Annotated in this window: 20 protein-coding genes; 8 read left to right on the top strand and 12 right to left on the bottom strand. The window is 64.9% G+C overall.

All coding sequences use genetic code 11. From position 1 onward, the window contains the following. From ACIPR8_RS07350 to ACIPR8_RS07305, 10 genes are all read right to left on the bottom strand, one after another. On the bottom strand, nt 1-2730 hold the full coding sequence (locus ACIPR8_RS07350) for a type VI secretion system Vgr family protein (RefSeq protein ID WP_446540593.1): 2730 nt from the start codon (nt 2728-2730) through the stop codon (nt 1-3). Nucleotides 2731-2857: 127 nt separating this feature from the next. Continuing rightward, entirely contained in the window at nt 2858-3208 is a 351-nt protein-coding gene (locus tag ACIPR8_RS07345; RefSeq protein ID WP_192288492.1) for a hypothetical protein, read from the bottom strand. A gap of 22 nt (nt 3209-3230) precedes the next feature. Next, nucleotides 3231-5987: a type VI secretion system ATPase TssH gene (tssH, locus tag ACIPR8_RS07340; RefSeq protein ID WP_446540592.1), complete on the bottom strand. Its 2757-nt coding sequence runs from the start codon at nt 5985-5987 to the stop codon at nt 3231-3233. A 66-nt stretch (nt 5988-6053) separates the two neighbouring features. Beyond that, nucleotides 6054-7145: a type VI secretion system baseplate subunit TssG gene (gene tssG / locus ACIPR8_RS07335; RefSeq protein ID WP_446540591.1), complete on the bottom strand. Its 1092-nt coding sequence runs from the start codon at nt 7143-7145 to the stop codon at nt 6054-6056. Further along, entirely contained in the window at nt 7109-8944 is a 1836-nt protein-coding gene (tssF, locus tag ACIPR8_RS07330) for a type VI secretion system baseplate subunit TssF (protein ID WP_446540590.1), read from the bottom strand. Before tssF ends, tssG begins: the two co-directional genes overlap by 37 nt. Then, a complete protein-coding gene (tssE, locus tag ACIPR8_RS07325) occupies nt 8944-9432 on the bottom strand; it encodes a type VI secretion system baseplate subunit TssE (protein ID WP_132864110.1) in 489 nt (162 codons plus the stop codon). The genes tssF and tssE overlap by 1 nt, the downstream gene beginning before the upstream one ends. Before the next feature lie 123 nt (nt 9433-9555). Next, nucleotides 9556-10053 (bottom strand): Hcp family type VI secretion system effector, encoded by a 498-nt coding sequence (locus ACIPR8_RS07320; RefSeq protein ID WP_132864111.1) that lies wholly within the window; start codon nt 10051-10053, stop codon nt 9556-9558. 143 nt (nt 10054-10196) lie between these two features. Continuing rightward, nucleotides 10197-11687, bottom strand: coding sequence for a type VI secretion system contractile sheath large subunit (tssC, locus tag ACIPR8_RS07315; RefSeq protein WP_192288488.1), 1491 nt, complete (start codon nt 11685-11687; stop codon nt 10197-10199). Between the two features lie 3 nt (nt 11688-11690). Further along, a complete protein-coding gene (gene tssB, locus ACIPR8_RS07310) occupies nt 11691-12191 on the bottom strand; it encodes a type VI secretion system contractile sheath small subunit (protein ID WP_313250688.1) in 501 nt (166 codons plus the stop codon). A 29-nt stretch (nt 12192-12220) separates the two neighbouring features. After that, on the bottom strand, nt 12221-12850 hold the full coding sequence (locus ACIPR8_RS07305; protein WP_192288487.1) for a tetratricopeptide repeat protein: 630 nt from the start codon (nt 12848-12850) through the stop codon (nt 12221-12223). 306 nt (nt 12851-13156) lie between these two features. On the opposite strand from ACIPR8_RS07305, the gene tssJ reads away from it, so the two are divergent. The 6 genes from tssJ (at nt 13157) to ACIPR8_RS07275 (ending at nt 20334) form a co-directional block, all read left to right on the top strand. After that, nucleotides 13157-13714, top strand: coding sequence for a type VI secretion system lipoprotein TssJ (tssJ, locus tag ACIPR8_RS07300; RefSeq protein WP_446540589.1), 558 nt, complete (start codon nt 13157-13159; stop codon nt 13712-13714). A 279-nt stretch (nt 13715-13993) separates the two neighbouring features. Beyond that, nucleotides 13994-15328 carry a type VI secretion system baseplate subunit TssK gene (tssK, locus tag ACIPR8_RS07295; RefSeq protein ID WP_132864115.1) on the top strand — a complete coding sequence of 445 codons (1335 nt, stop codon included), beginning with the start codon at nt 13994-13996 and terminating at the stop codon, nt 15326-15328. Beyond that, on the top strand, nt 15328-16119 hold the full coding sequence (icmH, locus tag ACIPR8_RS07290; RefSeq protein ID WP_225591959.1) for a type IVB secretion system protein IcmH/DotU: 792 nt from the start codon (nt 15328-15330) through the stop codon (nt 16117-16119). Before tssK ends, icmH begins: the two co-directional genes overlap by 1 nt. A gap of 10 nt (nt 16120-16129) precedes the next feature. Beyond that, nucleotides 16130-18652 carry a type VI secretion system Vgr family protein gene (locus ACIPR8_RS07285; protein ID WP_446540588.1) on the top strand — a complete coding sequence of 841 codons (2523 nt, stop codon included), beginning with the start codon at nt 16130-16132 and terminating at the stop codon, nt 18650-18652. Nucleotides 18653-19168: 516 nt separating this feature from the next. Next, nucleotides 19169-19399: a DUF1653 domain-containing protein gene (locus ACIPR8_RS07280; RefSeq protein WP_446540587.1), complete on the top strand. Its 231-nt coding sequence runs from the start codon at nt 19169-19171 to the stop codon at nt 19397-19399. 155 nt (nt 19400-19554) lie between these two features. After that, complete coding sequence (locus tag ACIPR8_RS07275) at nt 19555-20334, top strand: DUF3011 domain-containing protein (RefSeq protein WP_446540586.1); 780 nt, start codon at nt 19555-19557, stop codon at nt 20332-20334. Between the two features lie 94 nt (nt 20335-20428). Here the strand turns inward: ACIPR8_RS07275 and ACIPR8_RS07270 are convergent, their stop codons facing one another. Further along, nucleotides 20429-20623: a hypothetical protein gene (locus ACIPR8_RS07270; protein ID WP_192288481.1), complete on the bottom strand. Its 195-nt coding sequence runs from the start codon at nt 20621-20623 to the stop codon at nt 20429-20431. Between the two features lie 388 nt (nt 20624-21011). Between ACIPR8_RS07270 and ACIPR8_RS07265 the strand changes: the two genes are divergently transcribed. Beyond that, complete coding sequence (locus tag ACIPR8_RS07265; protein WP_192288480.1) at nt 21012-21467, top strand: GNAT family N-acetyltransferase; 456 nt, start codon at nt 21012-21014, stop codon at nt 21465-21467. Between the two features lie 100 nt (nt 21468-21567). Here ACIPR8_RS07265 and ACIPR8_RS07260 read toward each other — a convergent pair whose 3' ends face one another. After that, the gene (locus ACIPR8_RS07260; RefSeq protein ID WP_446540585.1) at nt 21568-22119 is read right to left on the bottom strand and encodes a hypothetical protein; all 552 of its coding nucleotides are present in this window, start codon (nt 22117-22119) and stop codon (nt 21568-21570) included. Between the two features lie 537 nt (nt 22120-22656). Here ACIPR8_RS07260 and ACIPR8_RS07255 point away from each other — a divergent pair. Beyond that, nucleotides 22657-23040 (top strand): nuclear transport factor 2 family protein, encoded by a 384-nt coding sequence (locus tag ACIPR8_RS07255; protein WP_446540584.1) that lies wholly within the window; start codon nt 22657-22659, stop codon nt 23038-23040. The last annotated feature ends 602 nt before the right edge of the window (nt 23041-23642 follow it).

Here is a 23642-nt window from a genome sequence, read left to right as displayed (position 1 = left end):
TCAGACAAAAGCGGCGCCAGATGCAGCTGCCGCATCATCCTTGGTGGGGCATGCTTTCAGCTCGGCTTCCGGAATGGATTGAGAGCCGCTTGTACTCGCCGGCCCCACCCACTCCCTCTGGCTCGCCCTGAACTCGATCTTCCCCGGCGCGCCCAGCTCGATGTTGTCGCCCTCGATCCGGATGTACGCACCGGCGGCATTGGCCAGCAGGTGCTTGGTGGGGGCGGACAACTGCACGTCCGCTTCGGTGCTGGCGATGCGTACGTCGGTCTTGGCGGCCACCTTGGCCAGGTTCTTGTGCGCCCTGGCGCTGACCTTGCCTTGCGCGGCGTGCAACGCGATGCCGCTCTCCTGGTTGGGGCTCTCGCCCCGTGCCTTCTGGCCAACGGTATAGACGACCAGGCCGTTGGCGACGGCCAGGGTAAGCGCACCCTGCGTCATCCAGTTCAGGGCCACGCCCGCGCTCAACAGGGTGTGCGTGCCGCTCACCCAGGCCTGGTCGGCAGGCGTCAGGCTGAGCACGCCGGCCACGCCGCTGCCCAGCAGTGCCGGTGCGCTCCAACCCGGTGCCTCACCGCCGCCACCGGCGATGGCGCCACCGCTGCTGCCGCCCTGCGTCGCCTTGAGCTGCTCCTGCAACTCGCTCAGCATTTTGTCCGCAGGTAGTTCGTCCTGGTCCTTGGGCAGCTGCGCCTTCTGCTCCTTCGCCGAGTCGGCCAATGACTTCAACAGGTTCTGGCCTTCCATCAGCTGCGACAGCGCCTGCGACGCGGAGAGCTGCTGTGCACCCTGCTCGGTGGTCAGCAGCAGGCCCTTGCCGGCACGCAGGCTGCCCTGGGCGCGGGTGGAAAGCTCGGCGCCGAAGCCGCGCTCGGCGCCACGCACGTTGTCCTGCCCCGCTTTGACATGCCCCAACGTGAGCGCACTTTCGTGCTGGGTGGTGGACAGCTGGGTGCGGCCTTGGCCGGGGGTGTCGTCAAAGCGCAGTTGCTGGTAGCCGCCGGTGCCGGACTGGCTTTCGGCCAGCGCCTGGCTCTTGAAACCGGTGAACACCGCGGCGTGGTCGTTGCCTTCGAACCAGGCCGCCGCGTTGCCGGTGGCGTTGGCGCCACCGCCGTTGATCTGGTTGTGCTGTGCATCCTGCTGGCCGCGGCCGTTGTAAAGGCTGCCGACCACCACGGGCCGGTCGATGTCGCCTTCCAGGAAGGCCACCAGCACTTCCTGTCCGCGTCGTGGCAACACCACGCCGCCCCAGTTGTCGCCGGCCCAGGGCGTCATCACGCGCACCCAGGTCCAGGCGTTGCCGTCGGCACTGGCATTGTTGTCACCGCCCGGATGATCGCGCCCGCTGCTGCCGTTGCCGCCACGTTGCCACGGGAACTGCACCTTGATGCGGTGGTCACGGTCGGACAGCAGTGGCTCGCCGTCACTGACCACGATGGCGCTGAGCGTACCGGTGATGGTGGGGCGCGGATGCAGGCGCCCGCCATGGCCATCGTCGGTCTGCGGCCGGTAACTCACCTCGGCCGGCACCGCGACGAAGTGGTTGTCGTAGAAGGCGGTCTCCACGCTGCGGCTTGCATCGGCTTGGGCGGTGCCGGCCAGTGCGGCAGGCAGCGACGGTACCGCGATGGCCGCAGGCCCAAGCAGCTGCTCCAGTGCATCGAACACATCGGCGTCCAGGTTGTTGCGTGCCTGGTGCTGCACCGACAGGCAGAAGAAGCGGGCATCGCCCTGCACCTGCGGATGCTGCTGCAGGCCGAACCGGGTGCCGGGTGCGAGCGCCCGCCACTGGCCGGCGCCTTCGATCTGGTGGGTCTGGACGCGCGGCGCGTCCAGGTGCTGCTGGGCGCGGCGTTGTCCGCGCGCATTGTCCTGCCAACCGTAAGGACCGCCGGTGTCGCGGTCGACGATGCCGAAGTCGCTGGCACTCTCCGCCGCGGCGCTGGCCTGCCGGCGCTCGAGGGTGCGGTGGTCCCAGGTCGCGCGCTCCACGCGGTGGGTGCGCCACCGCCGCGCCACGTCCCAGCGCTGCACGGTGTCGCTGCGCTCGCTTTCATCGCGCCGATGGAAACGCACGCTGCCCGCATCGGTGGCGTCGTGGCCGTGGTCGGCCAGTACCAGCGTGTGCTTGCCGAAGTCCGCGTCCGAAGGTTGCCCCTCGTGCTCGAACCAGTAATAGATGCCTTCTTCGGCGAGCAGGCGCTGCACGAAGGCCAGGTCGCTCTCCTGGTACTGCGTGGTCAGGCTGCGCCGCGCGTACTGGTTGGCATCACGCAACGACCAGCGCCACGCCGGTGCCAACACGCCGTAGTCGGCGAACACATCCTCCACGATCTGCACGACGGTCTTGTCGTGGAACACGTAGCTGTCCACGCGCTGGGACAGGAACGCCAGCCATGGCTGCAGGCGCAGGCGGTAGCGGGCAAGGCCGCCATTGCTGCCGATGCGCTCGGCGGCGGTGATCCGGCCATGCAGCGGGCGCAGGTTGCCGTCGGCCTGTTGCAGTTGAAGCAGGGCGGCCTGGCCGACCAGCGGCCCCAGCTCCAACCCGGCATCGGTGGACAACGCGGTGATGGTCCATTGGAAGCCCGGGCCATCGACCTGCTCGACGCCATCGAGGGTTTCAGCCACCAGCACCTCGCTTCCCAGCGCGGTATGCAGCCGCAGGAAGCGTTGTGCATGCGCCGGCCCCGCCAGCGCTGCCAGTATGTTGCTTGCCAGATCCATGGTCGTTCCCTGCCTTGCAGTACGCGTGCCTGCCCCCTCAGGCATGCGTTCCGTTCACGCTACCGCTGCATTCGTGCACCCCCCTGCCCCGCGCATTGCCGGTACCGGCCAGTGCGCGCGGGAGTGGTCACACGCCCTGGACGATCTCTTCCAGCTGCAGGCGCACGCCTTCGCTGATCTTCAGCCGATAGTCGCGGCCACCGGCCGTGATCTGCACCTCGCGCGCGTTGCTGACCAGCTGCGGCTTGCCGACCACCGCCGCGTCCATGTGCACGCGCCAAGAGCCGCGGCTGATCTGCGCGGCCACGTTGCGCGCTTCCCAGCGTGCGGCCGGTGCAGCGGTATCCAGCAGTTCGATCACGTGTTCCGGGCGCACCCGGTTCCAGGCGCGGACGCGGTCCAGGTCACGTGCAAGGCCAACCTCCAGGCTGTCGCAATGCTTGAGGGCGGCTTCGCGGTCAAATCCATAGAATTCCATCGTCATTCTCCTTTGCTGGTAATCAAGAAACCTTGTACTTGAAATCACCCTTCTTGCCGGCGGTGACCTTGATGGCGTTGATGCGGTTTCCTTCCGCCATCGCAGCCAGGACACTTTCGGCAATCTCCGGCAACAGGGTGCCGTTGAGGATGTGGTCCACATTGCGCGCGCCCGAATCCACCTCGGTGCAACGCGCCAACACGGCTTCAACCAGGCTGTCGTCCCAGCTGAAAGTGGCCTTGTGGTTGGCCACGACACGGTCGCGGATGCGACCCAGCTTCAACGTGATGATCTTCACCAGCACGTCGTCGTTGATCGGGTAGTACGGCACCACCTTCAGGCGGCCCAGGAAGGCGGGCTTGAAGCTGCGCATCAGGATCGGGCGCAGCGCCTCGGCCAGCGCATCGGCGGCCGGGATCTCCTCGGCCGGCTTGTTGAGGCAGGCCTGCATGATCTGCGCGGAGCCGATGTTGGAGGTGAGGATGATCAGGGTGTTGCGGAAGTCGATCTCGCGGCCTTCGGCATCGTCCATCACGCCCTTGTCGAATACCTGGAAGAACATCTCCAGCACGTCCGGGTGGGCCTTCTCCACCTCGTCCAGCAGCACCACGCTGTAGGGGTTGCGGCGCACCGCCTCGGTGAGCACGCCACCTTCGCCGTAGCCTACGTAGCCCGGCGGCGACCCCTTCAGGCCCGACACGCTATGCGCTTCCTGGTACTCGCTCATGTTGATGGTGACCAGCTTGCGCTCACCGCCATACAGGATGTCGGCCAGCGCCAGCGCGGTTTCGGTCTTGCCCACGCCGGACGGGCCGACGAACATGAAGACGCCCCGCGGCTTGTTCGGGTCTTCCAGCTTGGCGGTGGCGGTACGCACGCGCTGCGCGATGGCATCGAGCGCGTGGTCCTGGCCAATGACGCGCTCCACCAGCAGGTTGCCCAGCGAGCGGATGGTGCGGATCTCGTCCTTGACCATGCGCCCCAGCGGCACGCCGGTCCAGGCCGACACGATCTCCGCCACCACGGTGCCATCCACCTGCAGCGGTACCATCGGGGTTTCACCCTGCAACTGCTTCAGTTCGGCCTGCAGCGTCGCCAGTTCGGCATGCTGCGGCGACTGCGCCGGCTTGGCGGCCTTGCGCTTGCTGGCCGGCTTGGCGACGGCGACATCGCCCTCGCCTTCCTCGATGGCTTCGCCCTGCGCCTGTGGCGGTGGCGGCGCCTGCTCCAGCTGCTGCCGCAACTGGGCAACGCGCCCGGCCAGTTCACGCTCACGGCCCAGGCGCTCTTCGTTGTTGGCCAGCACGGCCTGCGCTTCGGCCTGCTGCGCATGCAGCTCGGCCAGTCGTTCACCGTGCTGGTCGTTGCCACCGGCAGTCTCGCGCTGCAGCGCATCGATCTCGGCCTGCAGGCGGTCCAGGTGCTTGCGGGTGTCCTCGATGATGGCCGGCGTCGCGCTTTGCCCCAAGGCGACCTTGGCGCAGGCGGTGTCGAGCACGCTGACCGCCTTGTCCGGCAGCTGCCGGCCGCTGATGTAGCGATGCGACAGGCGCACGGCCTCGGTCACGGCCTCGTCCAGCACGCGGATGCCGAAGTGCGACTCCATCAAACCGACCATGCCACGCAGCATCGCGGCGGCAAGCGCCTCACTGGGCTCCTCCACCTTCACGACCTGGAAACGACGGGCCAGCGCGGCGTCCTTCTCGAAGTACTTCTTGTACTCGCCCCAGGTGGTGGCGGCGATGGTGCGCAGCTCGCCGCGCGCCAATGCCGGCTTGAGCAGGTTGGCCGCGTCGTTCTGCCCGGCGGCGCCGCCGGCACCGATCATGGTGTGGGCTTCGTCAATGAACAGGATGATCGGGTGCGGGCTCTTCTTGACCTCGTCGATCACGTTCTTCAAGCGGTTCTCGAACTCGCCCTTGACGCTGGCACCGGCCTGCAGCAGGCCCATGTCCAGCGTGTGCAGTTCAACACCCTGCAGCACCTCGGGCACGTCCTTTTCGGCGATGCGCCGGGCCAGGCCCTCGACCACCGCGGTCTTGCCGACGCCGGCCTCGCCGGTGAGGATCGGGTTGTTCTGGCGGCGACGCATCAGGATGTCGATCACCTGCCGGATCTCGGTATCACGGCCGATCACCGGGTCGATCTTGCCCTCGCGCGCACGCTGGGTGAGGTTGGTGGTGAACTGGTCCAGCGCCGGCGTCTTGGACAGCCCGCCCTTGGCCTCGCCGGGCATGGCATCGTCGCCGTCCGCGCCTTCTGCGCCGGGCGCAGCAGCATCGGCGAAACGCACCGTCTGCACGGACTCCTGCGAGCCCTCGGTCAGCTTGGCGAAGTCGTGCTTGAGCTCGTCGCGCTTGAAGCGCACGAACAGCTTGGAACCGCGATACGCCAGCTGCGCCAGGTCCGGCTCGGTCAGCAGCGCCAGCAGCAGGTGGCCGCTGCGGATGCGGGTGGTCTCCGAGTCCAGCGACGCGATCAGCCAGGCATGCTCGAACAGCTTGGGAATGTGCTGCGAAAACACCGGCGTGCGGCTGTTGCCGGTCTTGAACTGGCTGATCTCGTCGTTGAGGTCGCGCTCCAGCGACTCGGGCGAGATGCCGCTGCGCCGAGCGATCAACACGAAGTCACACTGCGGCTGTTCCAGCAGGGCCAGGAACAGGTGCTCCAGGTCCACCTCGTAGTTGCCACGCGACATGCACAGGTTTGCCGCCCGCTCGGCGGCCTGCCGGCAGGTGTCGTCCAACTTGCTGATCAGGGTCTTGAGGTTGATGCTCATGCAGAAACGCGCACTCCATGCTGGATCAGTTCGGGTGCCCCCGGCGCCGGCGCCAAGGGCATGGGGTCATTGCAACGTGTGGATGCCATAGGTCGTGTCTTCGCGCGATGCCGTTTGCGGACGCGTGGTCATGTAGCTGTCCCAGCCCAGGCGCGCACCGCCGCCTTCGCCCAATGCGCTGCCCTGCACGTCGTCAGCGCGCAGCACCAGCCTTACCTCGTATTCCAGCGTGCCCCCGGTCAACAGCGACAACCATTTGGCCAGCGCTTCGGCGGCGCTGCCGCCGGGCAGGAAGTCGTCAAACTGGTCGCGTCGCAGCGGCCCGATGCGCAGGCGCATGCGCAGGTCACGCTGCCAGACCCGGTCGCCGGCCAGCGCGCTGGCGCCGAGCACGGCATTGGCCTGTCCCAGCCGCGATGCCTGTCCGGACGGCACGCGATACCAGGCGCCGACGAACTGCTCCAGTTCCACCGGCACCTTGAAGTAGTCCGACAGAACACGCTGCATCAACGCAGCGGACACCGGCCGTTGGCGCACCGCGCCGGCGTAGTACGCCACGGCCTGGTCGAAGATCTCGCCCTGGCCCTCGTGCAGGCGGTCGCGCAGCTCGCTCATGCCCATGCCGAGCAGCGACAGCACCAGCGGCAGGAAGCGCTCGCGCCGGTCCAGCTCGTACTGCAGGGCCAGGCGGTGCTTCTTCCACGCGGCGTAATGCAGCGACACCGCGCGCGTGGAGAAGATGTCCAGGAACGCGCGCGCCGTGCGGTCGCGCTGGTACAGCTCACGCAGCTGCAGGGTCTCGGTGTAATGCAGCGGCAGCGCACCGGCCGTGCCCAGCAGGCCCATGAACTGCGGGGTCAGGTGCACCTCGCCCAGCGTCTCGTCGTGCAGCGCCTGTTCGATGGCCTGCGCGTCCTGCAGGGCCTCGCCCTTCAGCGACACCACCGTGCCTTCGGAGGACAGCTCGGTCGCCGGGAACCCCAGCGAGAGCGTGTTGCGGAAACGCACCCGCATGGGCACCGCCTGCCCGGGCGTGACGCCCTGGCGCAGGAACACCTGCTCGAGCAACCGCACCGCCTGGAAGAACTGGAAGCGGTGGGGTTCGGCGAGCAGCTGCTGCGCTACGCCAGGATCGATTCGCCGCTGCGCGCTGGGCATCGGACGATCTCCTCCCCGCTGTCGCCGGAAACCAGCACCAGTCGGGTGAAACTGTTGGCGTGCACGTACAGTGCGAAGAAGTGGTCCATCACCTGGGCGAAGGCGGCCACACCGGTGCCCACGAAGTGGGCTTCATTGATGGTCAGGCGGATCTCCAGGCCACGCACCACCGAGGCGAACTGGCGGCCGGACATCCACGTGGTGGCCGGGTGCTGCTCCAGGCCGAGAATGCCGTCGATCTGGCGCGCCGAGACATTGGAGCCGGACAGGTCATACAGGCGCAGCATCTCCTTCAGCGCCGGCAGGCCACTGCCGGTCAGCGACAGCTGGTTCAAGGACAGGTGCGAGATCAGCCGCCACTGCGCGTTGCGCCCATGACGGAAACGCAGCGGCTTGGTCGGCTTGCGCAGCAGGCCGATCGAGCGCGCCGGGCTGCCGCCTTCCATGCTCAGGTCACCGCCGGCCGCGCCGTAAGGCAGCTGGTTGGGCAGGTCGCGGTTGCTGCAGGTCAGTTCCACGCTGACCGTATCGGTCTGCGGCAACACCGGGTTGAAGGACAGGTCGACGAAGCTGATCTCCATCTCGAAGCCGGGGCTCTGCCGGGCGACGTCCTCATCGCGGCGCGCGACCCAGTACTGTCCGGTCCGCTCCGGGTCCTCGCCATGGTGCAGCGAATAGAACGGCCGGAATGCCTGGATCACCTCTCCCTGCGGCGTCTGCCGGATGCGGTGCACCGAATCGATCGAATGCACCTCGTAGGCGAACGCGCGCCGCGCGTCGGCCAACACCGGGTAGTTCACCGTACGGTGGGTGACCCGGATCGGCTCGCCGCTGGTCTTGAACAGGTTGACGATGGGCGTGCAGCCCAGGCGCACGTTGTGCACGCCCAGTTCCTCCAGGACCATCGTGTTGCTGCGGTCGTTGCCGGCACTCTGCAGCACCAGGTGCAGGGTGAAGCGACGGCTGGCGCCGGCGGTCACCGTCGGCAGGTGAAGGTCGACGAAGCCGAACTTCTCCGGGTAGGCGAACAGCTCGGTCAGCAGCCGATAGGCCGGATGCGAGCGCGCGGGGAAATCGATCAACGCCTCGTTGTCGGCAAACCCCACCGCTTCCAGAGGCACCTGCTCCAGGCGTCGCCAGCGGCCGTCGCCGTCCGATTCGACATAGGCGGCCTTGACCCCGTACATCAGCGCATCACGCAACGCCGCGCGTACCGACGGTTCGCCGTCCAGAAACAACCGCAGCTTCTCGGTGCCGAGCTGGGAGAACCCCAACTGGTCGGACAGCAGCTGGAAGCCCAGCGAGATCTGCCCGCCCACGCCGGCCGGCAGGGTCGTTGCCATCGGGGCCTCGGCTACCCCGCGGTACACCACCTGCTGCACGCCGATGGGCGCCAACACCACGTCATAGGCACTGCGGAAGTCGCAGGGCACGCCACGCACCGGCCGGCTCTGCAGGGCGGTGCCACGCGGGATGCGGACCGGCGCGCTGAGTTTGGATGCCACGCCGTCCATGTCGAAGTGCGCGATCGAGCACGACGGGAACGGGCGCAGGTAATGCGGGTAAAGCACGTCCAGCAGCGCGTCGGTGAACTCCGGGTAGTCGTCCTCGATGCGCTTGGACACGCGCGCACTGAGCAGCGCGAAGGCCTCGATCAAGCGTTCGACATGCGGGTCCTGGCTGCCTTCCGGCGACAGCTGCAGGCGCCCGGCGATCTTGGGATAGCGCTCGGCGAACTCGCGGCCATAGCGGCGCAGGTAAGCCAGTTCGCGCTCGTAGTAGGGCAGCAGGTCCTGCATCAGCCGGCCTGCGTGCGACGCGCGCGCGTCACCTGGTACTGCAATGTCGAGGGCTGCAACATCGCATCGAAACTGACGGGCTCACGCGCTGGCTCAAGGTCTAGCAGCGCATGGATGGTGAAGTGCAGGCCGCCGGCGAACTGGTTGCCGGCGTCCAGGTGCACGTTGATGTTCTTCAGGCGGCGCTCGTGGCGCGCCACGGCCTGTTCCAGCGAACGGCAGATCGCCGAGCGGTCGTAGGCATTGGCAAGGCTCATCGCCGAGAAATCGGCCAGCCCGTAGGTCAGCAGCGACTGGCGGCAGTTCGGGAACTCCTGCATGTCGCTCTCCTGGAACGCGGCGCGGGAGTTCAGCAGCCCTTCCAGGTCGCGGGCGATGGATTCCTTGTACTGCTCGAGCGAGACGGACTTGAATACCGGCCCGGCACCCGGCTGCTTGGGGGTATCGTCGAACAGTTTTTCCAGCAGACTGGGTTCGAGTCCCTTCATTGGTCCATCCACTCAGGTTTCGGCATCCGTGCATGCGGCAGCGGTGCAGCGAGGCAAGGCCGCTCCTGGCCCCGCCGGATCAGACTGCGATGGCGCACGAGGCGCCATCGCAGCGACACAACATCACACGGTGTAGTTCGGGATGTTCTTGGTTGCGCTCCACTGCGCCACGGTCTTGCCACCAACACCGCCTTCCGGCTTCTGCTGCTGGTAAGTCCACTTGATGGCACCGAAGCTCAACTGAACAACCTCCTGGGGCATGCCCTCCTTGTCCACCGTAGTGGTGACGCGGTGGACCAGCACATTCATCAACTCGACCAGGTAGTAATTGATCGCGTTGCCGTCCTTGTCGGCGCGCATGAACTCCACGCGGGCCTTCGGGAAGGTGGTGCCGTTGGCGGCGGCCTGGTTAAGGGCCGTGGAGGCGAGGTCGATCGATTTGGTGATTTCGATCGGTGACAGGTTCACGCGGGCTGCCGTGGTACCGCCGGAGGTCGACGCGGTGGCCGAACGCGGCTGCAACAGGTCCTGCGAGAACGACTGGATCTCGATCCAGTCCTTGTGCTTGTCGTCGTGCGACTCGCCCTTGATGGTGTCAATCGAGAGAAAAGCGTGCTGCATATCTGGTCTCCTAAGTTCCGTTCTTCCGTGAGATTTGGGTTGCCGGGCGGGGGGGCCCGGCGGTTCAGGGGGCTATGCCCTCTAATCGCGTCGCTGCGTACAGGGACAGGGGTCCCCCCGACGCTACAGCAACAGCAAAACCGTTACGCCTTTTTCGCGGAAGCCGGCAGTTCGGCCACCAGACGCAACGAAACAGACAGCTCATCGAGCTGGAAATGCGGCCTGATGAAGGCCACCGCGCGGTAGACACCGGGCTTGCCCGGCACTTCCGAAACCTGCACGGAAGCCTCACGCAGCGGGAACTGCGCCTTGGCTTCCTGGTTGGCGTTGTCGTCCAGCAACACGTACTGGGCGATCCACCGGTTGAGGAACTCCTCGACGTTGCCGGCCGAGGCAAAGCTGCCGATCTTCTCGCGCATCATCGCCTTGAGGTAGTGGGCGATGCGCGAGACGGCGAAGATGTACTGCAGCTGCGCCGACAGGATCGCGTTGGCATTGGCCGAGTCGGTGTTGTACTTCTTGGCCTTCTGCGCCGACTGCGCACCGAAGAACGCGGCGTAGTCGGTGTTCTTGCAATGCACCAGCGGCATGAAGCCCAGGTCGCTCAGCTCCTTCTCGCGGCGGTCGGTGATGGCCACTTCGGTCGGGCACTTCAACGCCACTTCGCCATCGTCGGTACGGAAGGTGTGGGTCGGCAGGTCCTCGACCAGGCCACCGCCTTCCACGCCACGGATCGCGGCACACCAGCCATAGTTCTCGAACGCCTGGGTCAGGCGCGCGCCCATGGCATAGGCGGTGTTGCACCACAGGAACTTGCTGTGGTCGGCGGCCTCGACTTCCTCGACGAAATTGAAGCCCTCCACGGTGGTGCCGTCCTTCGGGTTGTACGGCAGGCGGCCGAGGAAACGCGGCATGGTCAGGCCGACGTAACGGCTGTCCTCGCTCTCGCGGAACGACTTCCACTTGGCGTACTCGACGGTGTCGAACACCTTGGCCAGGTCACGCGGCTTGCCCAGGTCGGTGAACGACTCCAGGCCGAACATGCCCTCGCCCGCCGCGGAAATGAACGGCGCATGCGCCGCCGCGGCCACGTGCGACATCTGCTCGATGAAGTACATGTCCTCCGGCTGGCGGCCAAGGAAGTAGTCGCCGATCAGCGCGCCGAACGGCGCACCACCGAAGGTGCCGAACTCTTCCTCGTAGACCTTTTTGAACAGCGCGCTCTGGTCGAAGTCGATCGCGGACTTGAAGTCCTTGACCAGGTCCTTCTTCGGCGCGTTGAAGACCTTGATCTTCATGTTCGGGCCGGTGGAGGTCTGCGAGCACAGGTAGTGCAGGCCGCGCCAGCTGCTTTCCAGCTGCTGGAACTCCTTGGCATGCATCACCGCGCTGAGCTGCTCGGAGATGATCCGGTCGATCTCGGCGATGCGTGCATCGAGGGTGAGGTTGAGGTTGTCGGACACCACCACCGTGCCATCCAGCACCTCCTGCGCCAACGCGGAAATGATGTCCTTGGCGCGCTCGTGTTCGGTCTGCGACTTGGCGACCTTGCTCTTCTCGACGATCTGGTCGAGCAGGCCGACCTCTTCGGTGACCGCTGCTGCTGCGCCCAACTGGCTGGCTTCAACCGACATAGATCACTCCCCCTTGCCCGCGCCGAGCTGCTTGAGCTGCTCGGTGTTGTTGAGTACGTCCGTCAACAGGTCCTCCAGCTTCTCGTTGCCCGCCAGCTTGTTGCGCAGGTCGGCCAGCTTGGTGCGCGACTCCAGCAGGCGGCGCAGCGGCTCGATCTGATCGACCACGGCTTCCGGGCGGAAGTCGTCGATCGAATTGAACTTCAGCTCGACGCCGAACTCACCGCCCGAATCACTGATCTTGTTGGGAACACGGAACACCGCGCGTGGCGCGGCGCCTTCCATCACTTCGTCGAAGTTGTCCAGGTCGACGCTGACGAACTTGCGGTCCTTCACCTTCGCCAGCGGCTGTTCCGGATTGCCGCTGAAGTCACCCAGCACGCCGACCACGAATGGCAGCTCCTTCTGCTCGATGGCGTCACCCTTCTCAACGTCATACGTGAGCTGGACGCGCGGCGGCCGGATCTTCTGCAGCCGCTTCTGAACACTGTCCTTCTTGGCCATACGTGTCTCCTGACTGTGAGCTCGTTGGCTCAGTTGCCGATATTCTGAAAGGGATCGGAGTTATCGCTGCGTGTTTGCGGCCGTTCCGGCGCCGCGGCCGGGGCCGAGGCCGGTGCTGCCGTCGCGGCGCGACGCCCGGTCGACCGGGCCGGCGTGCGCGGGCGCGGCTTGGGCTTTTCCGCCACCAGCACCGCATCGCCCATCGTCGCGCGCAGCGTATCGGCAAGCGTCTGTGCCTCCCGGCGCGCGGTCTCGGAGGCAAGCACGCCACGCCCCTGCAGTCGCTGCAGCGATTGGTTCGCCACGCGGAAGCCGGCTACGGTGAGCACGCCATCGGCCACCAGGTCATCCGGATCACGCTGCAGCACTTCTTCGGCCGCAACGATCGCACGCGCGTAATTCCCCTGGTCGAACTGCAACTGCGCGATACGCACCCAAGGCTCCTTGCGCGTTGGATCCGACTTCGCCGCATCTTCGAATGCCTTGATCGATGCATCCGCGCCGACCGTTGCGACCTGTGCCTCGGCATTCGCCATGGTCGTTTCGAATGGCACTGCGACCGGCTTCTTCGGTGCGGACGCACACGCAGCAAGACCGGACAACAGAACCAATGCCATCATCGGCCGATAGGCGACCGCGCTTATTGCCTTCACATCCATCGTGATCCCTCGTTGAGAAAGTTCCTCTAAAGGGAACCAGACAACCGCCGATACAACACACGGGAATCCAGTCCCTGCGGCGCGAGTGTACATTCGCCAACACGCGTCGGTATAGTGATTTTCAACAAGTCAGAAATCACTGATCTACACACATTCTTCACATGCTGCAGATCGCACACCTGCTGCAGCGCACACGTGACTCCGTGTCGTAGCTCACACAAATCCACTGTCACCACAATAATGAATACGCCTATGAGAGATTTCCTACGCGTGGTTTCAGTTACAACTGTCATGGGGATAGTTCTAATGACAACGCCCGGCTGCGCGAGCAACGGAAAGATCGGTAAAGCGGTAGACAGCACCTTGCAGGCCGTGGGTCTGCGCGAGAAGAAACCTGCCGAACCCCCAGTGATTCCGCTGCGGCTGTACGCCGGCAGCAATCTCAATGCGGCCAATGACAAACGCGCCACCGCGGCCGTCGTGAAGATCTACCACCTGCGCAGCAGCCAGCGCTTCGAGCAGGCGCCTTTCAACGCATTCCTCGATCAGGCCGGCGAGCAGGCAGCCCTGGGTGCGGACCTGCTGTCCGCCAACGAAGTGGTGCTGACACCGGGCGTGCGCCAGGAATTGTCCGAACAACTGAGTGATGGAACCATGGTGCTTGGCGTGGTGGCGCTGTTCCGCGCACCTGCCGAGAACCGCTGGCGGCTCACCTTTGATGCCAAATCCAAGGATCTCCCGGCCACCGGCGTGACCATCGGCGTGCACGCGTGCGCCCTGACCAGTGACAGTGCCGCCCTGCTGACCAGGATCTCTGGCGACCCCAACAGCCTGGCCTCCATCAGGTGCGCTTCGTCACGCTGATTAAGAGACGCAGTCTTCATAATGAACGCCGACCTTTCTATCGTTCAGTCTGTTCAGCAACGAAGCAAGGCGGCACGGATTTAACGCTTGCGCTAGTATCTTTGCGTCTTTCACCGACATGGCGGCAGGGGATTTGCACCGCTGTGATGGCATTGGAACAACAGTCAACACGATGTCGGTGAACAGGAAAGCATAAGGATTCGCATGCGACGCTCGACGGATAGGGGCCGTCGATTCAACGGAATTTCCAAGGATTGAAATGTGGCTTACGTAAGCAGGATGTCCAAAGTTCTCTGGGGTGAAGGCCTGTTCCTGCGCCCCCAGCATTTCCAGCGGCAGGACGCCTACTACGAGGCACGCCTGCAGGACCTTTCGCACACACTTCACCCCTACGGCTGGGGCGCACGCCGCGTCCGCTTCGATCCGCACGCGCTCAACGGCGGTGCGCTGCGTCCACTGGACCTGTCTGCGGTGTTCCCCGATGGCGAGACCTACGATGCGCCCGCGCACGACAGCCTCCCCGATGCCGTTTCGCTGCAGGGTCTGCCACAAGGCGTGCAATCCACGGTGATCCACCTGGCGTTGCCGCTGCTGCGTGACGACGGCAACAACTGCGGTGATGCCGAAGGTACCCAGCTCGCGCGCTACCGGCAGGCCAACCAGGTCACCGGCGATCTGTTCACCGATGCTGCCGAAGCCGAGCTGGCCTACCTGAGCAAGGCGGTGAAGCTGCTCACCGATGACCAGCCGCGCGACGCCTACGCCACCGTGCCGATCGCCCGTGTCCGCCGCACGTCCAGCGGCGGCTTCGAGCTGGACGACGAATTCATCCCGCCGTGCGCGCAGTTGCAGGCCTCGCCCTACCTCCATCGCGAACTGCGCTCGGTGCTCGACGCCCTGCAGGCCAAGGTCGACGCGCTGTACGGCCTGCACCGGCAGACCTCGCAGAACATCATCGAGTTCCGCTCCGGCGACATTGCCTCGTTCTGGCTGCTGCACACCATCAACACCTCCTTCAGTGCGCTGGCGCACCTGCTGCACCATCCGCAGCTGCATCCCGAGCGCCTGCACCAGGAGTTGCTGCGCATGGCCGGCGCATTGCTCACCTTCTCCAACGCCTATGCACTGAGCGACCTGCCGGTGTACCGCCACGACCAACCGGAAGAGTCGTTCCGCAGGTTGTTGGACATCGTGCGCGCACTGCTGGATACGGTGATTTCCACGCGTTACTTCAAGATCGCGTTGAGCGAGGTGAAGCCGTCCTATCACCTGGGCCGGCTGGACTCGCAGCGCATCGATGGAAACGCCTCGTTCTACCTGTCCGTGTCGGCGGCCCTGCCCGCCCAGGAACTCATCCAGACCGTCCCGGTCCGGTTCAAGGTCGGCGCACCGGACGACGTGGAGAAGTGCGTGCTCTCGGCGCTGCCCGGCGTCAAGCTCGCGCACGCCGCCCAGGTGCCTGCCGCCATCCCGGTACGCCCGGGCAGCCACTACTTCGAACTGGATGCGCGCGGCGCGCTGTATGAGCGCATGCTCAAGGCGCAGTCGCTGATGATCTACGTGCCGGCCGGTATTACCGACCTGAAGATGGAACTTGTCGCGGTGACCTCATGATGAACTCCCAGCTTCCCCCGACCCCCGGGCCGATGCCGTCGCTGACCTCCAACGCGACGATGGCCAATGCCACGCCCAATGCCGCCGCGCCGCAAAGCCTGCTGGACCTGATGTCCGATGGCTTCTACCTGCTGCTGCTGCTCAAGCGCGGCCAGTTGCCGAACGACGCCGAGTCGTTCGTGCAGACCGTGCAGAAATTCCTGGATGGCGTGGAACGCAACGCCATGCGCCTGGGGATCTCGTCCGAGGACGTCTATGCGTCCAAGTACGCGTTCTGCGCGGCCGTGGACGAGGCGATCCTGTCCCAGCCCTCGGCACTGCATGAGGTCTGGGAACGCAACCCGCTGCAGCTGCGGCTGTTCGGCGAGCACCTGGCCGGCGAGCACTTCTTCGACCGGCTGGAGGAACTGCGGCGCCAGGGCGCTCCCCGGCTGCCGTCGCTCGAGGTCTACCACTACTGCCTGCTGATGGGCTTCGAAGGCAAGTACCGCCTGGAAGGCACTGAGAAGCTTGGCTACCTCACCGCGCGGCTCGGTGACGAAATCGTGTACCTCAAGGGCAAGCGCCACGGCTTCGCGCCGCACGCCCTGCCGCCGGATACCGTGCGCCACCAGCTGCGCCGCGTGATCCCGATGTGGCTGCCGGCGGTGCTGGTCGGCTGCTTCGGCGTGCTGGCCTTCTTCGGCCTGCGGTTCTACATGGGCCATGAAACCCAGAAGCAGCTGGCCGCCTACAACGATGTGGTGCAGATGCCGGAACGCACGGCCCACATCACGATCACCCTGCCATGAGCCTGCCGATATGGATATCCCAAGCTCCACCCTGCTCGCCTCCCTCTCCAAGCTTTCGCATCGTGATCGCCTGATCCGCCTGCGGGGCATTTCGGATGCACTGGTGGTGGAGCGCTTCGAGGGCGAGGAAAGCGTCTGCGGCGACACCCGCTTCCAGATCGACTGCCTGGCTACCGATGCCTCGCTCGATACCGAGGCCTGGCTGGAACAGCCGCTCACCCTGCAGCTCAGCCAGGCCGATGGCAGCACGCGCCAGTGGCACGGCCTGTGCACGGCCACCGCGCTGCTGGGCAGCGACGGTGGCCTGGCGCGCTACCGGCTGGTGATGGAGCCATGGACCGCGTTGCTCGGCCTGCGCCGCAACGCCGTGATCTTCCAGGACATCGATACGCGTGCCATCTGCGAGGCCATCTTCGCCGACTACCCGCAGGCGGACTATCGCTTTGACGTGAAGGCCAGCCTCCCCCGCCGCGCCATCACCACGCAGTACCGCGAGACCGACGGCGAGTTCATCAACCGCCTGCTCGCCGAAGCCGGCCTGGCCTGGCGGATCGAGCAGGACCAGGACGGTGATGGCAAGCACCAGCTGGTGATCTACGAACCCGCCAGCGAGCTGGCCGACCTCGGCACGATCCGCTTCCATCGCGCCCATGCCACCGAGAGCAGCGATGGCATCACGCAGTTTTCGGAGCGACGGCAACTGGTTCCCAACATCAGCACGACCTCCAGCTGGCACAGCGAGAAACTTGTCGCCGTGGCTGCGCAACTGGAGGCCGATGCTGGCAACCTGCCCCCGCTGGAGGTCTACGTGCAGCCGCGCGCCGGCCGCTTCAACGAGGCGCAATGGGCCGAAGACGAGGCGCAGGCACGACTGGACGCCCTGCGCGTGCCGCAGCAGTTGTTCAGCGGCGGCGGCAGCGAACGTCGCCTTGCGGCGGGCAGCCGCTTCGCCCTGGCCCAGCACCCCCAGCATGAAGGGCAGTCCCTTCACCTGCTGTCGGTCCAGCACGTCGCGGTCAACAATCTGGAACATGGCATCGCCGAACTGCTCGGCAGCGCGGAACTGGAGCGTGGCAGCTACCGCAACCAGTTCCTCGCCACCGACGCACAGGTAGCCATCCGCGCCTTGCCGCAGGACCGCCCCACCCTGCACGGCCCACAATCTGCGCGCGTGGTTGGCGTCGCCGACGCCGCACTCAGCCCCAATCGCGAGCACCAGGTCCGCGTGCAGTTCAATTGGCAGCGCGGCGCGCAGCCCAACAGCGGCGGCCTGAGCGATACCGGCAGTACCCAGGACGGCCATGCCCCCGGTGACCAGACCACCGGCAGCTGGGTTCCCGTTGCCGAATGGGTGGCCGGCCCCAACTGGGGCACGGCATTCCTGCCGCGCATTGGCAGCGAGGTGCTCGTTGAATTCCTTCACGGCGACATCGACCAGCCACGCGTGACCGGCCAGCTGTACAACGGGGAGGTTGCGCCGCCCTTCGGTGGCGGCGTGGACGAAGACGCCAAGCACCCCGGCGTGCTGAGCGGCCTGCACACCACCTCGCATGATGGCGGCGGCAGCCAGCAATGGGTGATCGACGATACCCCCGGGCAGCTGCGCACCCGCTTGCACAGCTCCTTGGCCGACAGCCGCCTGGAACTGGGCTACCTGATCGAACACCAGAACACCTCGCGCGGAAACCTGCGCGGTGAAGGGTTCGAACTGGCCACCACGGGCTGGGGCAATGTGCATGCCGCCGAAGGCATGCTGCTGTCGGCAAGCGCGCAGGAGCGTGCTGCCAACACCGTGATGGAGAATGCCAGCGTCGTTTCCCAGCTCAAGGGCGCCGAGCGCAGCCTGGACGCCATGCAGCAGACGCTCGGCCAGCAGCAGGTGCCCGGCCTCAGTGCCTGGCAGCAGACCGGCAAGCTGCGCGAGCTGATCGACCCCGGGCAACAGGGCCGTTACCAGGGTGAGGTCAACGGGCAATCCGCATTCAAGCCTGACGACGGCCGCACCCCCGGCGACACGCCGGTCGAACGCTTCGGCAAGCCGCTCCTGCTGGCCGAAGCACCGCATCACGTTGCGTGGGCCACCCCGGCCAGCGCCGTGGCCTTCGCCGGCCAGAACCTGGAACTGACCGTACAACAGGACCTGCATGCCAACGCCGGCGAAACACTGGCCTCGGTGTCCGGCGGCAGTGTTTCCCTGTTCTCGCAGGCCGGCCCGTTGCGGGTCATCGCCGCGCAGGGGCCGGTCAGCCTGCAGGCCAATGATGGTGAACTGGAACTGCTCGCCGAGCAGGCACTCACGGTGACCGCCACCGACAAGCGCATCGACGTGCTCGCCCAGAGCAAGGTGGTGCTGCAGGCCGGCAGCAGCGCGATCACGCTGGAGGGCGGCGACATCACGTTCAGTTGCCCGGGCGAGTTCACCGTCAAGGCAAGCGAGCATCCGTTCATGGGAGGGCAAAGCGATGCTGCGGGTCTGGACGCACTGCCACGTGGCCTGACCAATGCAGCGCGAAAGTTCTCTTTTTCCAGCTAGGCACGACTCTCCAGCCATCCCGAGCCGCCATCCTCCGCCGCTGCGATGCCGTTGCGGATGAGCGCAATGCTTCAATCAAGCGACAGCCGCTCGTTGAAGCACAGAAGGAGTTGGCTTGAAAGCTCCCGTATGAGGCAACGGTGGTACGCCGTTGCCTCATCACTGGAGTGAAGACACGCCCCCTGCGTCTCACTCGCTTCGTTCTTGTTCCGCCCCGCATACGCGCGCCACCTGCTGATGTCCTGCTCTCAGGCCTGCGTATCCCTCACGGATTCGTCGCGAAGGCAGAAGACCGATACCCGGCCGCCCTCCCGGGACGCGATGCATTGGTACTCTCGACAATGCCGCATTGGTGATCGACACACGCTGCTTTCCTCACCAATCACGCGTGCATCCGGGGACCCGAGAGAGGTACGGCATGACCTCCCGCGAACGACCTCCCCCTTTCCTCGAGTTCGGATGCCATCGCTTCCACGGATGCTACGATCCGCTCCCTCCACGCACTGAAGACGCGCCATGACCGACCTGCCGCCCCTCCCGCCCCTCCCGCTCGGTCGCTACCGCCATTTCAAAGGGGGCGAATACGAGGTGATTGGCCTTGCCAGGAGCAGCGAGACGCTGGAGCCGCTGGTCCTCTACAAGCCGCTGTATGGAGATCTCGGCATCTGGGCACGGCCTTACGCCATGTTCGTCGAACAGGTCGAGGTGGGCGGCGTGCTGCAACCCCGGTTTGCCCATCAGCAGTGAGCCCCGGCTGATCCACGGTGATGGCGGTTGTCGGGCGGTTGCCCCCTGTCGTGAGACGCCTTCCAGATAAGGGTTGCACAGGTATCGCCCTGTACAGACACTCGCCCCAACCTGCTATAGGATTTCCGCACAAACCACCTGCAGGAACTCCGCCCATGCTGCGCTCACTCGCTCTCCCGACCTTGGCGCTTGCCGGACTGCTGGGCCACGCCGCAGCTGTCCAAGCGGCTATTCCGCTGACCAACGCCCTCTGCCCGGGTGACCTTGAAGTCCACGCGGACGAAGGTGGCCCGATCTACGTGAACGGTCGCGAGACCAAGCTCAAGCAATTCAACGAGAACTATTACGAGGCCTTCGACAGCCAGAGCGGCGTGACCGTGTCACTCAGCCGCAAGCCGGACGGCGGCGTGGACCTCTCCTACACGGGGCGCGGGGGTGCAAATGGCGTTTGCGTCGTCGCCAGGCAGATCGTCGCCGGAACCGGGCCCGCCCCCGCGGCAAACGGGCCCGCCACGTCCAGCGGACTGCCCACGGAAGTCACCTGCGAATCACGCGGCAGCGAGCAGCAGGAGTGCGACATGGATACCCGCGGCAACGTGGAGCTGGTACGCCAACTGAGCCACAGCGCCTGCGTCGAAGGCCAAAGCTGGGGCCTCAACCGCCACTCGATCTGGGTCAAGGACGGCTGCCGCGCCGTGTTCCGCAACAATTCTTCCGAGGGCCACGCGCCGCACCACGCCAGCGCGAATGGCGGCGTCCAGCTGGGCGCCTGCAACATGCGAGCGAACGCCGACGGCGCCCTGGTCACCCGTGTCCCAGTCAACGACACCCTGGACGAGCTCATCGTGGACTATCCCGATGGTCGCTTCCTGTGCATGGTCACCAAGGAGGGCTTGGTCCAATCGCTCACCCGGATCAAGCAGCGCTCGCACTGACGGCGCTCCCCCTTCGCTTCGAAGCAGGACCCCTCGCAAGAACGCCGCCGGCACGTAAGCCGGCGGCGTCTTCAAGCAATGCCTTGGGACCGCATCAACCGTTCGGGCACATCAGTTCCAGGCAGCTTTCATAGATGGCCTCGCACTTGTCCTGCGCGGTGCCACGGGCAATGCAGGCGTTGTAGCTGTTGAGACAGCCCGTGCCACACCAGGACGCGGAGGCCACTCCCCCGAAAACGGCCATCGACAGGAAGCCACAGGCGACGACGCGCTTGATCCACTTCTTCATGCCACTCTCCTTGTAGGCCTGATCGTTCAGGCAGACAGAGCATAGGACGCGATGTAACGACCATGCTGTTTCGCGGCGCACATTTGCGCCCACCGGCCTGCTTGAGCGTGGGCGCGACGTCCATCGAAGCCAGGTGATGCCCAGGTGCACCCGCAAATCGCCCGCGCAGGCGGCACCATCGCAATCAGAGAAAGTCGGGCCATCACGCAGCAACTTCGTACTCGTAGAACGGGGCCGCGTGCCATCGAGGATGTCGTGGAGCATATGGAGATTGCCGGGGACCAGGGTTCAACCAGACCGGGGCCCCAGCCCTCAGCCCACCAACCACCATGGCTACAATCCGCATGCAGCCCAGCACAACGAGCGGGCAATCAGACGCAGGCATCGCATGAACATTCGTCCCTACCAGAATGCCGATTGGCCCCGCCTCTGCGCGATTCATGACCTGGCCCGCATGGATGAGTTGCGCGAAGCTGGCCTGCAGGATGCATTCATCCCCTTGGAGATCGCCGCCGAGAAAGAAGGCCTCTTTGACTATGACATCCTTGTCGCCGAGAGGAACGGCACTGTTCTGGGCTTCGTCGCCTTCAGTGAGGACGAACTCGCATGGCTGTACGTAGACCCGGGATCCTACCGCTCCGGCGTCGGAAAACTTTTGACGAAGGCGACGCTGCTGGAACGACCGAACGGACTTTCCATCGAGGTCCTGTCCGGGAATGAGGCCGCATTGGCATTCTACAAATCCGTAGGATTCGTAGAATCAGGCATCGCCAACGGACGGATGCCAGGCAACGAGAAGTTCCATGTCACCGTCCACTGCCTGACGTACGCCGGCAGCACCTGACTGACGGTTGCAACCGGTCTGCACCCGTGCGCGCAGCATCTGATGGTCGTCCATCCTGAGCTGGGCGCCCTCGCTCTTCTTGACCATCGAAACGAGCGCCCTATGCCTGATTCTTGGGAAAGTTCTGAAGCATGGCTTCATGCGAAAGAGCGGCCTTCTCCCCTTCGTCAAGATACCTCACGCGGTCATGAACGCGACGCCATTCATCAATGGCCTCGCTCCCGAAGTTGCCTCCCAGCCTGCATAGAGGCCATCCCCCATCGGAGCCGTTCCCGATCTGGAACGGCAGCGGTGGCGTTCTGATGCACGCACTGTCCATACGTCCAAGCACGGACAGATCGGTTGTGACCTTGCGCTTATAGATGCCAATGCAGACTTCACGACGCTGTCCATACTCGAAGGGTTCGCCGCGGATGCCCCGATGAAATTCGAGTATCGATAGATTGGATACATCCAACTCCGCGAACGCATAATCGTGCCGGAACACGATGGGGGTTATGCCGATATGGCACGACATGGCGAACATCCCGCCCTCCGCGGATACCTGCAGTACGACCGCCGCCCCCCAATATCCATCACGCGGGTGCGTTTTGATGACGTCGCCCGTATCGAGCAGCAGCTGAGGCTGCTTCCTTGCTTTCAACTTCGTCACAGACGCCTCCAGAAATCCACACATTCATTCCGGCACCACCCTGGGTACTCGTGAGATGGTAGGCCAGCTGGCGAACGCCCTCAATTGCCTGACCGAGGAGCGCACATCAGCAGACACTTCATTTCACTGCGAGGCCTGATCGCGCCCATTCGGGAACAGGTTCCGGTTCGGTCTCGGGGATGAGCCCCGGCTCCACGCCGATCCCGATGTACTGCGCCGCCCGCCTGCCGAAAACGACCTTGGCGTCAGGTGGCGATCTCATGCGAGCGTGTGCAGATTTCGGTGTGGACGGTGTTCTGATTGGTCCTGGCTTCTGTGCGCGGCCAGCATTCCGGAGCATGTCTATCGGCGCGAGTTTGGAGCGAGGACAAGGTGTGCCGCCAGCTCGCGTCATGCGCTGGCTTGCTGGCTGAACTCGCCGGCCCTAAGATCAAGTTGTTCCCTAGGGAAACGCGCGTCATGCGATGCTTCTCGGATAGTCGTGTACCCGGCCCTCTGAGTTCATCTATTAGGCAGCTAGGCCTGCATGGAGAGATCATGAACCACCCAAGCATGAAGCACCTCATTGCCCGTTACCTGGCTTCCTACAACGCGTTCGACGTTGATGGAATGCTGTCGCTTCTTTCCCAGGATGTTCGCTTCGAGAACTACTCGGGCGACCAACTCACGACGGCAACAACCGGAGCTGCCGAGTTCAGAAAGCTCGCGGAGCAGTCCAGGTTGTTGTTCTCTGAGCGCGAGCAACGCATAACAGGCTTGGAGTTCGGCCACGACTCTGCCATTGCCACCATTGCGTACCGTGGAACGCTGGCCGCAGACATTCCTAACGGCCCGCTCGCCGGTACTGTTCTTGACCTTCAGGGAAAATCGGAATTCTCATTCGGCAACGGACAAATCACAAAAATCGTTGACCGTAGTTGAGTGCGCGCCCAGGAGGCCAGCCGACGCCGCCAGGCGAAAGCCAAAGTGCCGTGAGCGGCCAACTTTGGCTTCTGGACCCTGTGCGACCCCAAACGGACATCTGTGCTTCTGCCGGTGCGAGCCTGCAGTGATCGCCGAGCGTATCTCGTTGGGTCCGGTTATACGTCGGCTTGTTAGCCGGACCGAGCAGCCCTAAGATCAAGCCGCATCAAGGGTATAGCCCACCATGCGGTGCTTTGTGGTTAAGTCTTACAACCGGACCCACGGGTCAGTCTATTAGGTAGTTAGGCGCCGTGAGAGTTCCAGATGACATCCACGAGCGAGTTCTTGGCCTTACTACCGACATTCTCAACACCTGGGAGCCGGACTATAAAAGAGCCAGATGGCGTATCTATGGAGAGTTACGCGATTACTGTGAGTCCGTAGCGAATACGGGGCGAGATCACCCGTTCCTCTGGGAGACCTTGGCTGACTTCACAGTCGATGATCGCACCGCGATTGACATCTACGCCCGCGCCTTGGCACTAGCCATAGCTTCGGGTGCTTCGGAGTACGAAGCTTCGATTCTCTTCGCCCTAGCCGAGCGGCACTCAAATCTTGGC

This window comes from Stenotrophomonas sp. LARHCG68, from assembly GCF_052871705.1.
The sequence above is the reverse complement of the archived record's forward strand: the minus strand, read 5'-3'. Positions and strand labels throughout refer to the sequence as shown.